Annotated in this window: 9 protein-coding genes; 5 read left to right on the forward strand and 4 right to left on the reverse strand. The window is 72.8% G+C overall.

All coding sequences use genetic code 11. The features are described 5' to 3' along the window. Nucleotides 1-45 precede the first annotated feature (45 nt). From OG892_RS27695 to fxsT, 5 genes are read left to right on the forward strand one after another with little or no spacing between them, the layout of a single operon-like run. Complete coding sequence (locus OG892_RS27695) at nt 46-459, forward strand: CU044_2847 family protein (RefSeq protein WP_328865425.1); 414 nt, start codon at nt 46-48, stop codon at nt 457-459. Further along, complete coding sequence (locus tag OG892_RS27700) at nt 456-1,394, forward strand: AAA family ATPase (protein ID WP_371630559.1); 939 nt, start codon at nt 456-458, stop codon at nt 1,392-1,394. The genes OG892_RS27695 and OG892_RS27700 overlap by 4 nt, the downstream gene beginning before the upstream one ends. A 5-nt stretch (nt 1,395-1,399) precedes the next feature. Then, nucleotides 1,400-3,352, forward strand: a complete 1,953-nt coding sequence (locus OG892_RS27705) for a hypothetical protein (protein WP_371630560.1) — start codon at nt 1,400-1,402, stop codon at nt 3,350-3,352. After that, nucleotides 3,342-4,643 carry a CHAT domain-containing protein gene (locus tag OG892_RS27710; protein ID WP_371630561.1) on the forward strand — a complete coding sequence of 434 codons (1,302 nt, stop codon included), beginning with the start codon at nt 3,342-3,344 and terminating at the stop codon, nt 4,641-4,643. The genes OG892_RS27705 and OG892_RS27710 overlap by 11 nt, the downstream gene beginning before the upstream one ends. Beyond that, entirely contained in the window at nt 4,633-8,073 is a 3,441-nt protein-coding gene (gene fxsT / locus OG892_RS27715; protein ID WP_371630562.1) for an FxSxx-COOH system tetratricopeptide repeat protein, read from the forward strand. Before OG892_RS27710 ends, fxsT begins: the two co-directional genes overlap by 11 nt. Before the next feature lie 82 nt (nt 8,074-8,155). Here fxsT and OG892_RS27720 read toward each other — a convergent pair whose 3' ends face one another. The 4 genes from OG892_RS27720 to OG892_RS27735 all read right to left on the reverse strand — a co-directional run bounded on the left by OG892_RS27720 (nt 8,156) and on the right by OG892_RS27735 (nt 14,998). Beyond that, complete coding sequence (locus OG892_RS27720; protein WP_371630563.1) at nt 8,156-12,001, reverse strand: multifunctional oxoglutarate decarboxylase/oxoglutarate dehydrogenase thiamine pyrophosphate-binding subunit/dihydrolipoyllysine-residue succinyltransferase subunit; 3,846 nt, start codon at nt 11,999-12,001, stop codon at nt 8,156-8,158. A 258-nt stretch (nt 12,002-12,259) separates the two neighbouring features. Further along, nucleotides 12,260-13,336, reverse strand: coding sequence for a HAMP domain-containing sensor histidine kinase (locus OG892_RS27725; RefSeq protein ID WP_073736948.1), 1,077 nt, complete (start codon nt 13,334-13,336; stop codon nt 12,260-12,262). Next, nucleotides 13,333-14,070, reverse strand: coding sequence for a response regulator transcription factor (locus tag OG892_RS27730; RefSeq protein ID WP_014154105.1), 738 nt, complete (start codon nt 14,068-14,070; stop codon nt 13,333-13,335). The genes OG892_RS27725 and OG892_RS27730 overlap by 4 nt, the downstream gene beginning before the upstream one ends. A 235-nt stretch (nt 14,071-14,305) precedes the next feature. After that, the gene (locus tag OG892_RS27735) at nt 14,306-14,998 is read right to left on the reverse strand and encodes a spermidine synthase (protein WP_073736947.1); all 693 of its coding nucleotides are present in this window, start codon (nt 14,996-14,998) and stop codon (nt 14,306-14,308) included. Nucleotides 14,999-15,014 lie beyond the last annotated feature (16 nt).

Here is a 15,014-nt window from a genome sequence, read left to right on the forward strand (position 1 = left end):
CAGTAACCTTGTAACGCAGGTCGGTTGGTGATCCAGGGGGCGCGTATGGCTGTCGTTGTGGGTTCTGTGGCACCGGGGGAGGACGGTCCGATACCGGTCGTGGTGGACGCCGAGGCGTATCTCACGACCGGGGCGCCCGCCACCGACGTGGACTCCCTGTACGACAGCGAGGAGACCCGGGCCGCGTCCGACGCGGCCCGGCGCGCCCTGGGGGCGGCCGGCGATCTGTACGGGGACGGCCTGGACCTCGCCCGTCGGTGCGCCTCCCAGGCCATGCGCAGACTCGGTGACCTGGGGCAGGGGCTGCGGCCCGACGAGATCGAACTCCAGGTCGGCATCACCTTCGAGGCCGGGATGGCCGCCGTGGTGAAGACCGGTGCGCAGGCGCAGATCCAGCTCACCTTCCGCTGGCAGCCGGGGCGCGAGGACCTGGCCACGGCGACGGTGACGCCTTCATGAGCGAGCCGGACCGCGCGGTCCCGATCCTCCCGTACAGCCGCGTCGTCGGGCAGGACGAGCTGAAGCTCGCGCTGGAGCTGAACTTCGTCGCCCCGGGCATCGGCGGCGTCCTGATCGCGGGACAGCGCGGCACGGCCAAGTCCACCGTCGTACGCGCCTTCGCGCTGATGACCGGCGGCCGGCTGCCCGTCACCCTGCCGATCAACGCGACCGACGACCGGGTGCTCGGCGGCTGGGAGCTGGACGCGCTGATGCGCGGCGAGGCGAGAAGGCAGACCGGACTGCTCGAAGAGGCCCACGTGAAAGGGCTGTTGTACGTCGACGAGGTCAACCTCCTGGACGACCACATCGTCAACATCATCCTGGACGTGGTCTCCACGGGCGTGCTGTCCGTCCAGCGCGAGGGCATCGACACCGAGACCCATGTCTCCTTCGGGCTCGTCGGCACCATGAACCCGGAGGAGGGCAGCCTGCGCGCCCAGTTGCTCGACAGGTTCGGACTGATGGTCACCGCCGCCGGGCTCACCATCGAGCAGCGGCACCGGATGATCACCACCGTGCTCACCTTCGAGGAGGAGCTCGCAGTCGACGGCTCGGCCTGGCTGCGGGCCGCGCACGAGGAGAACGGGCGGCTGCGCGAACGGCTGCTGGCCGCCCGGGAGCGGCTCACCGGGGTCCGGCTGGAGGAGGACATCAGCCGGCTCTGCGCCGAGGCGGCCGCCCGGTCCGGCGCCGTCGGACAGCGCGGTGACCTCCTGGTGGCCAAGGCGGCCCGCGCGCTGGCGGCCATGGAGGACGAGCGGCGGGTGGAGCCCCGGCATGTGCACCGGGTGCTGCCGCTCGCGCTGCGCCACCGCAGGCCCGAGTCCGCCCACGGCGCGGAGTTCGCCTGGGGGCCGGACGAGTACGGCATCCTCGACGATCTGTTCGGCTGAGCCGCGTGTCCGCCCGGCCGCCGCACGCCCAGGAGCCGCAGGAGCGGGACGACGACGCCCACCGGCTGCTGACCGCGCTCGTCTGTTCCGCGCTGGAGCCCGCCCTGACCGGTGTGCTGCTCTTCGACCTGCCGCCCGAGCACGTCCCCGCCGTGGCCGGGGTGTTCGCCGAGGTGCTCGGAGTGGCCGCGGACCGCCCGCCGGGGGCCGTGCCCCGCACCACGCTCGACGCGGCGACCGCCGACGAGGACCTGTGGCTGCGGCCCCTGGTGCGGCGGAGCGCGGGCGGCATCGAATTCACCCTCGGGCCCGGACCGCTGGCCGAGACGGCGGACAGCCCACCGCTCGTCCTCGTGCCCGACCTGGCCCGGCTGAGCGTTCCGGGGATGCGGGCCGCCGTCCAGCTCCTCGGCGCGGACACCGCCACCCTCGAACACTCCGGCATCCGGCGCCGGTGGACGCCCCGCGCCCGGTGGTTGGCGTTCTGCCGGGCCGAGGACGCCGCGCACCTCTCGCCGCACCTCCTGGACCGCTTCCCCGTCCGGCTCGGCGTACCCGGTCTGCCCCCCCTGCCGGGCCACGAGCCGCTCGGCCCGCTCCCCGCCGCCTGGGCCGCCGCGCTGAGCCCGCGCACCCCGCGCCGCCCCACCACGCTCAGCGACGGGTTCGCCGCGTCGGTGCTGGAGCAGCTGGACGACCGGGAGGGCCTCGGCCACCGCAGAGCGCTCGCCCTGGGCCGCATCGCACGCGCCCTGGCCCGGCTGGACGCCGCCGAGGAACGGGAGCGGCCCGAGACCTCCGCCGAGGCCGGTACCCCGGCCCCGGTGATCCCCGACGCCCCCGTCCTCGTCACCCCCGTCCACGTCACCCCCGTACACGTCGGCCGGGCCGCCCGGCTGATCCGGCTGCGGACGGCCCACCGGCCGTCGGCGCCACCGCCCGAGTCCAACCCCGCGCAGGAGCCGCCGCCCACGCCAAGGCCCGGCCCGTACCGGCCGGCTCCGGACCACGGCCCCGGACCCGAACCGCCGCCCGAGACCGGCCCGTTCGTACGGGAGCCGGAGTCCGCCGTCCCGCTCGGCCCGGCACCGGTCCGGAGCGAGGCGCCCGGCCCCTTCTCCCCGTACCCGGAGGACGGCGCGGGGTCGGGACCCGACGGGGCGACGCTGCGGATTCCCGCCCGCCGGACAGCGGGCGCCCGCGCCTCGCGCGGTGCCGTCGTCGGGGTGCGGCGCGCTCGGGACCTGTGGGACCTCGCGCCGGTCCGCACCGCGATGGAGGCCGCGAAGTACCGGGCGATACGCGGCGGCCGGGGCCCGCTCGTGATCGTCCCGCAGGACCTGCGCGGCTATGTCCGGGCGCCGGAGCCCGTCCGGCTGCTCACCCTCGTGCTCGACCACACCTGCCGGGGGGACTGGGACTGGCACCCGGCGCTCGAACCGTTCCTGCGGTGGGCCTACGTCACCCGGGCCGCCGTCCACGTCGTGGAGGTCGGTGCCCGGGGAGCGGCGAACGAGCTGCGGGCCGGTTCGTTCTCCGCCCGGTCCACCAGGGACCCGAGGATCGCCGCCGCACTCGCGCGGCCGGCCGGCCGCGCCACCCCGCTCGCCCACGGCCTCGACCAGGCCGGCAGCGCCCTGCGCCGGGCCTTGCGGCACCATCGCGCCGGACTCGTCGAGGCCGTGCTCGTGGTCGTGACCGACGGCCGGGGCAATGTGCCGCTGGCCGCGGGCCGTACCGGACGCCGGGGGAGCGGACCGGCCGGCCGCACCGGCACCACGGACGCGGTGCGGGCCGCGGAGCGGATCCGGGCCCTCGGCCGCAGCCGGCTGCACAGCGTGGTGATCGACCCCGGGCGGCGGCCGTACACCGCACTGCCCGCCGAACTCGCGGACGCACTCGGCGCCCACGTGATCGCGGCGCGGGCCGACGAGGAGGGGGCCGGCCGTGCGCGATGACCCCCGCAACGTGATCCGGCGTCTCGGCCGGCTGGCCGGACAGGCGCTGCCCGTGCCCCGGGCCGCCGTGCCGGCCGGGGCACGGACCGGCGCACCGCAGGGGCTCGGCGCGGTGGCCGTCGACGCCGGACAGGCACCCGGCACGAGGTACGCCCGGGTCCGGGTGCGGCGCCACCGCTCCTCGCCGGGGCTGCCGGAGGCGTACGGCTTCGAGGCCTGGTGCCACGGTGTCGCGCCGCTTCCGTACACCTCGGGCGACGGCCAGCGGCGCCCGGCCGCCATCAGCCTCGGTAACGCCCGGCCCGGCGGCGAGCCGCCGTCCGAACTGCTCCGCTCCATCCGCCGCTGGTCGCAGAACCAGGGCCCGCTGACCGGCTGGATCAACCGGTGCCGGCAGGTGCACGGCGACAGCCTCCAGCTCGTGGTACTCGACCAGACCGGCTTCGACCTGCCCTGGGAGGCGCTCACCCTGCCCCCGGCGCCAGAGGCGGGGCTGCCCGGCGGGATGCTCGGGACGCTCGTCGACCTGGCGCGCTGGTTCGACGCGGTCCGCGGCGGCGACGACTTCCCGACCGGTGTCGCGGCCCCGGCCGGCGCGGTGCTCGGCTACTTCCACCCGGACATGCGCGCCGACCGGGAGGTCTTCCACGGCTACGAACACCGCCCGCACTCCGGCATCGTGTCCTTCCTGAGAAGCCTGGACGAACACACCGCGGACCCCACCGGCCTGGTCTACATGGGCTGTCACGGAACCTTCGACCAGGAGCTCAGCAAACTCACCCTGGCCGATGTGACCTGGGCGGAGTACCACGACCACGGCATGAGCCTGCTCGGCCGGGACGGTTCACTGGTCTGCCTCAACGCCTGCCACTCCGGCCGCTTCCTGGACCACGACGGGGACGGCAGGCAGTATCTGCGGGGCTTCACGGAGGTCTTCCTCGGCAACGGGGCGGGCGGCTGCATCGTCACCGCGGGGAAGGTCGGTGACGCGGAGGCCCGCGAGCTGATCCGCGGGCTCGTCGAGACGGTGACCGCGGACCCGGCCCGGCCGGTGGCGCGGGCGCTGCGGGCCTTCCGGACCGGAGCGCACGAGAGGTTTCTCGCGGAGGGCGGGGTTCCGTTGATGGTCAGGGACGACGGCACGTTCGACGAGCGGGGACAGCGCAACGCCCTGCGGCTGCTGTACAGCCTGATGTTCCAGTACTACGGGCACCCGCTCAGCACCCTGCACCTCACCGGCCGGTCCCCGGACGGCGGCCCGCGCGGGGGAGGGGCCCGCGGTGAACGGTGACGAGCGGCCGCTGCTGATCGAGCCCGTCGTGGGCTGGCTGAGCGAGGTCGGACCCGGGGTGGTCCAGTGCGTCGGCGTCGACCTGCGCGGCCCGCTGAACGCCCGCGACGAGGAGGACAGCGAGGCGTGGCCGTACGAGGAGGAGGAGCTGGCCTTCAGCGTCTCCCTGGACGGTGCCCCGCACTTCGTCTGCGAGGTGCTCGACGACCCGGGACTCGTACTGCACCGCTTCGGCGGTACGTACGGGCCTGCCAGGTTCCTCGTCACCGCGGGCCCCGCGACCGGGCCCGGCGTACTGCGCCTGACCATCTCCAACCAGTGGGGCGCCCCGGTCCGCAGGGCCGAACTGCCCTGCCGCATCCAGGAGTCCGCAGAACCGGTCGGGACGTGGGCCGGGAAGTACGCGGGGCGGCCGCCGGACTCCGAGGACGTCGACGAGACCGTGGGCGCCGAACCGCCCGAGCGGAACAGCGGACCGGTGACGGCCCGGCGGCCCCGGCCGGACACCTCCGCCCCGGCCCCGGACACCTCCGCCCCGGCCCCGGACACCTCCGCCCCGCCCGCTCCGTCGTCCCCCTCCCCCTCCGGAGCAGACGGCGCCATCACCCTCAGCTACGCCGACTCCGACCGGGCCTGGGCGGCATGGACCGCGGACCGGCTGGAACGCCGCGGGGTGACGGTCCATCGGAAGCGCCGGGACCCCCGGACGGGCGATTCGCCGGCGGACACCCTGCGGGCGCTGGCCCGTACCGGCGGCCGGATCCTGCTCCTGCTCAGCTCCCGCTACGTCCGGCTCGCCGGCCACGGCCGCGAGGAGTGGGACCGGGCCCTGCGCGAGGTCGTCGGCCCGGAACGCGAGCGGTTCGCGGCGATCTGGTTCACCCACACCGCCCCGCTGCGCGGCGCGGTCTCCCTGCTGGACCCGCTGGAGCTGTACGGCGTCGGCGCGGACGACGCCGAGCGCCGGCTGCTCGTACGCCTCGGGCTGCCCACCGGTCCGCTGCCCGAGGACGTCGCCGCCAGGCCCGGCCCCCACCACCCGGCCCACACGCCCGAGGTGTGGGGCGGGGTGCCGCGCCGCAACACCCGCTTCACCGGCCGCGAGGAACTGCTCGCCGGGATCGGCGAGGCCTTCCACTCGGGAGCGCCCGACGGGGCCACCGTCACCCTGTCCGGGATGCCGGGGGTGGGCAAGACGCAGCTGGCCGCCGAATACGTCCACCGGTTCGGCTTCGAGTACGACGTGGTGTGGTGGGTGCCCGCCGACCGGCGCGCCGCGACCCGCCAGAAGCTCGCCGAACTCGCGCCCGAACTGGGCCTGTCCACCGGCCCGGAGTACGGGGAGCGGCTGCGCGCCGTGCACGAGTCGCTGCGGCGCGGCGAACCGCACGAGCGGTGGCTGGTCGTGCTGGACGGGGCCGACGAACCGGACCAGATCCGGGACCTGGTACCGGCCGGCACCGGACACGTACTGATCACCTCCCGCTCCACCGGGGAGGAGGAGGGGCGGCGGGACACACCGGTCGAGGTGCCCGCCTACCGGCGCGAGGAGTCGGTCGACTTCATCCGGCGCCGCGCCCCCCGGCTGACCCGCGCGGAGGCGGACCGGCTGGCCGAGGCGCTGGAGGACCTCCCGCTGCTGCTCGACCAGACCGCCGGCTGGCTCACCGACTCCGGCCTGCCGGTCGAGGAGTACCTCGGACTCCTGGAGCACCCGCGGCGCCACGACGTCGTCAAGGTCTCTGCCGACTACCCGCTCGCCTTCCACACGGGCTGGTCGGTCCAGCTGACGCAGCTCCGCGAGAGCGCCCCGGAATCCTACGAACTGCTGCGACTCTGCGCCTTCTTCGCGCCGGGCTCCATCCCGGTACGGCTGCTGGACGGCGCCGCCCTCCCCGGCCCGCTGGCGGACGACGCCCGGCGTGCGCGCGCGGTGCGTCATCTGGTCGACCGCTCCGCCGTACGCCTGGAGGCCGACCCGGACCCGCTCGCCGCCGTGGACGGCGAGGCGCTCCAGATCCACCGCATGGTCCACCAGTTCGTCCGGGACGGCATCGCCGGGAGCGACCGCCCGGTCTACCGCGAAGCGGCCCGGCGGGCACTCGCCGCCGCCGACCCCGGCGACCCCGCCGACATCCGCCACTGGCCGGCCTACGCCGCGCTCACCCCGCACCTCAAATGGGCCGAGGTCCTGGAGAGCGAGGAACCACCGGTACAGCGGCTGGTCCTCAACTGCCTCCGTTACATGTACCTTTCGGGCGAGTACGGCAGCGGCGTCCGGTTCGCCGCCCCCGCGATGGAGTCCTGGCAGGCGCTGCTCGGCCCGGCCCATCCCCGTATCCGGGACCTGAGCCACCACTACGCCAACCTGCTGCGCGCCCTGGGCGACTACACCCGCAGCGAGGCCGTGGAGCGCACCACCGCCGAGTTCCTGGCGGCCGAGCGCGGTGAACTGGACCCGGACCACCTGCGCGCCGCCGGCGGGCTCGCCGCGGATCTGCGGGGCCTGGGCCGCTACCGGGAGGCGCTGGACCTGTCCCTCTCGATCCGGGACCGCTACCGGCGGCTGCTGGGCGACGACGACCCCCGGACCCTCAACGCGGAGAACAACCTCGCCGTGTCGCTGCGGCTGCTCGGCCGGTACCGACAGGCCCTGGAGGCCGACGAGTTCACCCTGGAGCGGCGGCGTGCCGTGCTGCCGGAGCGGGCGCCCGCCACGCTGTACTCGGAGATCAACCTCGCCATGGACCTGCGGCTGCTCGGCCGGCACCGGGAGGCGGAGACCGCCCTGCGGCAGACGGCCCGACACCATCTGCGCTGGATGGGCGGCAACAATCCGCAGACGCTGCGCGCCCAGTACCACCTGACGCTCTGCCAGTACGCCCTGGAGGGAGCCCGTTCCGCCCTCCCGGCGCTCACCGCCACCAGGGACAGCTCACTGCGGCTGCTGGGCGAGCACGACCCGCTCACCCTCCTGATCACCACGGCGGCGGCCGGCGCGGAACGGGAGGCGGGCGACCCCGGCCGGGCGCTGGAGCTGCACGAACAGGTGGTGGACGGCTACCGGCGGATGCTGGGCGAGCGGCACCCGTACACCGTCGGCACCCAGGGCAACCTGGGCCTGATGCGATGGGCCCTGGGGGACCGGGACCACGGGTACGACGAGATCGAACGTGCCCGCACCCGGATGTCCTGGGCGGTCGGGGAGAGCCACCCGTGGACGATCGGCTGCGCGCTCAACGCGGTGCTCATGCGGGCCCGGACGGGGCGGCCCGGGGCCGCCGTCGAGCTGGGGCGGGCCACCTGCGAGCGCGCCAACGCCGAACTGGGCAGTCGGCACCCGCTGTCCGTGCGCTGCTACGCGGCGATCGCCACCGTACCGGCGGATACCGAACCGGACTTCTGGCTCTTCGAGCCGCTCATCATCTGAACCCGACGGCAGGCGGCAACGGCCGGGGGCCCGGCCCCGCGCGTGATGCGCGGGACCGGGCCCCCGGTTCGTGAGGTGCGGCTCAGGCCTCGAAGACCTCGTCGAGCAGCTGGGTCTGCTCGGCCTGGTGACGCTTGGCCGAGCCGACCGCGGGCGAGGAGCCGCGCGGCCGCGAGATGCGGCGCAGGCGCTCACCGTGCGGGACGTCGGCGCCGACGGCCAGGTCCAGGTGGTCGATCAGGTTCAGCGCGATGAACGGCCACGCGCCCTGGTTGGCCGGCTCCTCCTGCGTCCACAGGTACTTCTCGGCGTTCGGGTACTTGGCGATCTCCGCCTGGAGCTCGGCACCCGGCAGCGGGTACAGGCGCTCCAGTCGGATGATCGCGGTGTCCGTCACGCCACGCTTCTCGCGCTCGGCCTCAAGGTCGTAGTAGACCTTGCCGGCGCAGAAGACGACCTTGCGGACCGCGTTCGGGTCGACCGAATCGTCGCCGATGACCGGACGGAAGCCACCGGTGGTGAACTCCTCCGCCTTCGACGCGGCCGCCTTCAGCCGGAGCATCGACTTCGGGGTGAAGACGATCAGCGGCTTGTGGTGCGGGTTGTGCACCTGCCACCGCAGGAGGTGGAAGTAGTTCGACGGCAGCGTCGGCATGGCGACCGTCATGTTGTCCTGCGCGCACATCTGGAGGAAGCGCTCCGGGCGGGCGGACGAGTGGTCCGGTCCCTGGCCCTCGTAGCCGTGCGGCAGCAGCAGCGTGACGCCGGAGGTCTGGCCCCACTTCTGCTCGGCCGAGGAGATGAACTCGTCGACGACGGTCTGCGCGCCGTTGACGAAGTCACCGAACTGGGCCTCCCAGATGACCAGCGACTCCGGGCGGGCCAGCGAGTAGCCGTACTCGAAGCCCATCGCCGCGTACTCGCTGAGCAGCGAGTCGTAGACGTTGTAACGGGCCTGCTCCTCGGAGAGGTAGAGCAGCGGGGTGTAGTCCTCGCCGGTCTTCTGGTCGACGAGCACCGCGTGCCGCTGGCCGAAGGTGCCGCGGCGGGTGTCCTGGCCGGCGAGCCGGACCGGGGTGCCCTCCATCAGCAGCGAGCCGATGGCGAGCGTCTCGCCCATGCCCCAGTCGATGGTGCCGTTGTCCACGGAGGCGGCACGGCGCTGCATCTGCGGCATCAGGCGCGGGTGGACCGTGATCGAGTCGGGGATGTTGACCTGCGACTCGGCGATCAGCTTCACGACCTCCGAGGACACCGCGGTGGTCACAGCCACCGGGAACTCGGCCTGGACGTCCGGGACATGCGGCTGGGACGGCGCCGAGGTGGCCTCGCGGACCTCCGCGAAGACCTTCTCCAGCTGGCCCTGGAAGTCCTGGAGCGCCTGCTCGGCCTCCTCCAGCGTGATGTCGCCGCGACCGATGAGGGACTCGGTGTACAGCTTGCGCACCGAGCGCTTCTTGTCGATCAGGGTGTACATCTGCGGGTTGGTGAACTCCGGGTTGTCGCCCTCGTTGTGACCGCGGCGGCGGTAGCAGATGAGGTCGATGACGACGTCCTTGTTGAACGTCTGCCGGTACTCGAAGGCGAGCCGCGCGACGCGGACCACGGCCTCCGGGTCGTCGCCGTTGACGTGGATGATCGGCGCCTCGATCATGCGCGCGACGTCCGTCGCGTACATCGAGGAGCGCGAGGCCTCCGGGGCGGCGGTGAAGCCGACCTGGTTGTTGATCACCACGTGCACGGTGCCGCCGGTGCGGTAGCCGCGCAGCTGCGACATGTTGAGCGTCTCGGCGACGACGCCCTGGCCCGCGAAGGCCGCGTCGCCGTGGAGCGCGACGGGCAGGACCGTGAAGTCCGTGCCCGCCTTGTTGATGATGTCCTGCTTGGCGCGGGCGATGCCCTCCAGGACCGGGTCGACCGCCTCCAGGTGCGAGGGGTTGGCGGCCAGCGAGACCTTGATCTGCTCGCCGTCCAGACCGGTGAAGGTGCCCTCGGCGCCCAGGTGGTACTTGACGTCACCGGAGCCGTGCATCGACCGGGGGTCGAGGTTGCCCTCGAACTCGCGGAAGATCTGCGCGTACGACTTGCCGACGATGTTCGCCAGGACGTTCAGCCGGCCGCGGTGGGCCATGCCGATGACGACCTCGTCCAGGCGCGCCTCCGCGGCGGAGTCGATGACCGCGTCGAGCAGCGGGATGACGGACTCGCCGCCCTCCAGCGAGAACCGCTTCTGGCCGACGTACTTGGTCTGCAGGAACGTCTCGAACGCCTCCGCGGCGTTGAGCCGGCGCAGGATCCGCAGCTGCTCCTCGCGCTCCGGCGCGGGGCGCGGACGCTCCACCCGGTCCTGGAGCCACTTGCGCTCCTTCGGGTCCTGGATGTGCATGAACTCGATGCCGGTGGTGCGGCAGTACGACTCACGCAGCACACCGAGGATGTCGCGGAGCTTCATCAGGGTCTGCCCGGCGAAGCCGCCGACGGCGAAGTCCCGCTCCAGGTCCCACAGGGTGAGGCCGTGCTCGGTGATGTCCAGGTCGGGGTGCTTGCGCTGGCGGTACTCCAGCGGGTCGGTGTCGGCCATGACGTGGCCGCGGACCCGGTAGGAGTGGATCAGCTCGAAGACCCGTGCGGCCTTGGTGACGTCGTCGTCGTGCGAGGCGTCGATGTCCTTGAGCCAGCGGACCGGCTCGTAGGGGATGCGCAGCGCCTTGAAGATCTCGTCGTAGAAGTCGTTCTCGCCGAGCAGCAGCTGGGAGAGGATCCGCAGGAACTCGCCGGAGGCGGCACCCTGGATGACCCGGTGGTCGTACGTCGAGGTCAGGGTCATGACCTTCGAGATGCCCAGCTTGTTCAGGGTGTCCTGCGAGGTGCCCTGGAACTCCGCCGGGTAGTCCATCGCGCCGACGCCCATGATGAGGCCCTGTCCGGGCATCAGGCGGGGCACCGAGTGGACGGTGCCGATGCCGCCGGGGTTGGTCAGCGAGGCGGTGACGCCGGTGAAGTCGTCCATGCCGAGCTTGCCGTTGCGGGCCCGGCGGACGATGTCCTCGTAGGCCTGCCAGAACTCGAAGAAGTTGAGCGTCTCGGCCTTCTTGATGGCCGCGACGACCAGCTGGCGGTCGCCGTTCGGCTTCACCAGGTCGATGGCCAGGCCGAGGTTGACGTGCTCCGGCTTGACCAGGGTCGGCTTGCCGTCCTTCACCGCGAAGGAGTGGTTCATCGCCGGCATGGCCTTGAGGGCCTGCACCATCGCGTACCCGATGAGGTGCGTGAAGGAGATCTTCCCGCCCCGGGCGCGCTTGAGGTGGTTGTTGATGACGATGCGGTTGTCGAAGAGCAGCTTCACCGGGACGGCGCGGACGGACGTGGCCGTCGGCAGCTCCAGCGAGGCGTTCATGTTCTTCGCGACAGCGGCCGAGGGGCCGCGCAGCGTCACGTACTCCGGCCCGGCAGGGGCCTCGGTGGCCGGTTCCGCGGCGGCCTTGGCGGCCGGAGCCGGGGCGGCCTTCGCGGGAGCCGGTGCCGGAGCCGCCTTCGCCGGAGCGGCCGGAGCCGCTGGGGCGGGTGCGGGTGCGGGCGCCGGGGCAGCGGGTGCGGCCGGGGCCGGAGCCTGGGCCGCGGGCTGCGCGGGCGCCGCAGGGGCGGTGTGGTTGGTGGCGGTCGGCGCGGTCACGGCCGGAGCCGTGGGCACCGCAGCCCCCGCGGCTGCGGCGCCGGGAACGGGCTTGTCCGCCGTGCCGGACGTACCCGGCTTGTAGTCGGCGAAGAAGTCCCACCAGGCGCGATCGACCGAATTGGGATCCTGGAGGTACTGCTGGTAGATCTCGTCGACGAGCCACTCATTGGGGCCGAAAGCAGCAGCCGGGTTCGAACCCGGGCTGGCTTGGTCGGTCGAGATGCTCGAGTTACTGGGGGACTGAGACGACACGGCGGCAACCGCCCTCTTCCGCTTCACAAAGGTGGTGGACAGCGGAAATCAAGGCTACGCCTCCCGGACCGTTCCATGCGGACCGGGCCGGTCTTCGTCGTGCAAGTCACATCGAAAGTCGGGTTTCGGCGCAGGAAATGGCGGGAAACAAGCCTGGTTCCGCATTGCTCCGGGTACGCGAGACCGCAGTTACGGCCCCTTGGACCGTACCCCTTGAACAGAACACGCAGAACGTGCCCTTCCGCTTCGAACCCTATGTCAACCTCGCGGTTGATGGATCCCCGGAAGGGTGACGCGGATGCGGCATCCGCGAGCTGATTCGGCCACACCGATCCGTCCGCCGTGCAGATCCACCGCCCAGCGGGCGATCGCCAGGCCGAGCCCGGTGCCGCCGTCGCTGCCCGGACCGTGCGGGGACGTCACGTCGCCCCGGTTGAAACGCTCGAAGACCCGGTGCCGCTCGGACTCCGGGATGCCGGGGCCCTCGTCCAGGACCTCCAGATGCAGTGACTCGGGCTGACCGCCGCGCCGGGCGCGCACCGTCACCCGGCCGTGCGGCGGGCTGTGCTTCACCGCGTTGTCGATCAGGTTCGCCACCACCTGGTGCAGCCGCTCCGCGTCCGCGTGCGCGGTCAGCTCGGGCGGCGACACGTCCAGATGGAGATGGACGTCCTTACGGGTGGAGTTCCCGGAGCCGGAGGACAGCCGGCGGTGGCCGGTGGCCAGGTTCGCCTCCTTCAGCACCCCCGACAGATACGGCCACACCTCGAAACGGCGGGCCTTCAGCGTGACGACGCCGTTGTCCAGCCGGGACAGGTCCAGCAGCGTCTCCACCAGCCTGCCGAGCCGCTCGGTCTGCTTGAGGGCGGTGCGCATGGTCTCCGGATCGGGCGAGGACACCCCGTCCACGACGTTCTCCAGCACGGCTCTCAGCGCCGCGATGGGGGTGCGCAGCTCGTGTGAGACATTCGCCACCAGCTCCTTGCGGTGCCGGTCCACGGCCGCCAGATCGTCCGCCATCAGGTTGATCGTCTGGGCCAGATCGCCCAGCTCGTCACGCCGGTCGGCGCCGCTCACCCGTCTGGTGTAGTCGCCGTGCGAGATCGACCGGGCCACGGCCCGCATCTCGTCCAGCGGCGCGGTCAGCCCGTGCGCCACGAACTGGGTGATCAGCAGGGTCGCGATGACCGAGAACACCGTGATGAACCGCAGCTCGGTACGGGTGCGCAGGGCGACCATCAGCAGCCCGGTCGTGATGAAGACCGAGACCACGACGAGAGTGCCCAGCTTGGCCTTGATCGAGAACGGCCGCAGCCCCGGTCCGGGCACGGTCATGGCGCGGGGGTCTCCAGGGCGTAGCCGACACCGTGCACGGTACGGATGCGCTCCGCGCCGATCTTCCGGCGCAGCGCCTTGATGTGGCTGTCGACGGTCCTGGTGCCGGAGGCGTCCGCCCAGTCCCAGACCTCGGCCAGCAGCTGCTCCCGGGACAGCACCGCGCGCGGCGTGTTGGCCAGGCAGACCAGCAGGTCGAACTCGGTCGGCGTCAGATGGACGTCGTCCGCCCGCACCCGCACCCGGCGCTGCGCGTGGTCGATCTCCAGCTCACCGAGGCGCAGTATGCCGCTGCGCGGCGTCACAGCGGCCAGCGCGGCCCGCTCGACGCGGCGCAGCAGGACGTGCACCCGGGCCGCCAGCTCACGCATGGAGAACGGCTTGGTCATGTAGTCGTCGGCGCCGACCCCGAGCCCGACGAGCATGTCGGTCTCGTCGTCCCTGGCGGTCAGCATCAGCACCGGCACCGGGCGCTGGGCCTGCACCCGGCGGCAGACCTCCAGCCCGTCGAAACCGGGCAGCATGATGTCGAGCACCATCAGATCCGGCTGCCAGGCCTCGGCCGCGTCCACGGCCGCGGGGCCGTCGAGCGCGGTCTGCACCAGGAAGCCCTCGGCCCGCAGCCGGGCGGAAATGGCATCGACGATCGTCGCGTCGTCCTCGACCACCAGAACCCGGCGCTGCGCGCCAGGGGTGGCCGCGACACCGTTGTGGGTGGTGTGTGTCTGTTCCATCGCCCCGCCCCTGCCCGTTCTCGCGGGGGTCATTCCCCCGGACGCACGGTTATCGCTTGTGAATTTCGCGGGAGATCCCGTTATCGGTCAGCAGCGTAAAGGCAGCGGACGGTTCCCGGCTACGCAGGGTGCAAGGGTGCGGGGGCGCGCCACCCGCGCGAAGGAGGCGGAGTGTCGCTCTTGTGACGCTTGGCCCCCGGGCGTCCCGGGGGCCCGGATACCCGGCGGGGGAATCTCAGTCGGCGCGAATTGCGAGATGGACCACGTCGGGCACACCTCGGGCAACGCCCACCTCTTCGGTCCGAACCCCATGGAATCCGGCATCGCGCAGGGCTTCCTCGAACTCCGCGGACGGCTGCGCCGACCACACCGCGAGCACTCCGCCGGGCGTGAGGCACCGGAGGCAGTCGGCCAGACCGGCGGGGGAGTAGAGGTTTCCGTTGTCCTCCGTGACCGTCCAGTCCGGCCCGTTGTCGATGTCCAGACACAGCGCGTCGTAACGTTCCGTAGTGGTACGGAGATGGGTGACGAGATCCGCCGTCAGGATCGCGGCCCGCGGATCGGCCAGCGCCTCTCCCGAGATCCCGGCCAGCGGCCCGCCCAGATGCCAGTCCACGATGGCCTGTTCCCGCTCCACCACCGCGATCCGCCCCCAGCGCGGCTCCGCGGCGGCCCGCGCGAGCGAGAACCCGACGCCGAGGCCGCCGATGAGCACGGCCGGGGCCGGCCGGTCCGCGGGCAGCGCGGCCAGGGCGGCGTCGATCAGCAGCCGCTCGGAGCGCCCGTCCGAGGTGTCCATCAGGAAGCACCCGTTGGCGATGATCTCGAAGTCGTCGCCCCGCCTGCGCAGGACGACCTCCCCGTACGGTCCCTCGCGGCGGTCGAGGGTGACGGGGGCGAGGGCGTCGGGGCCGTAGGTGTGGTGCATGGCGCGGGTCTCCGGT

The sequence above is a fragment of the Streptomyces sp. NBC_00341 genome (assembly GCF_041435055.1).
GTDB lineage: Bacteria > Actinomycetota > Actinomycetes > Streptomycetales > Streptomycetaceae > Streptomyces.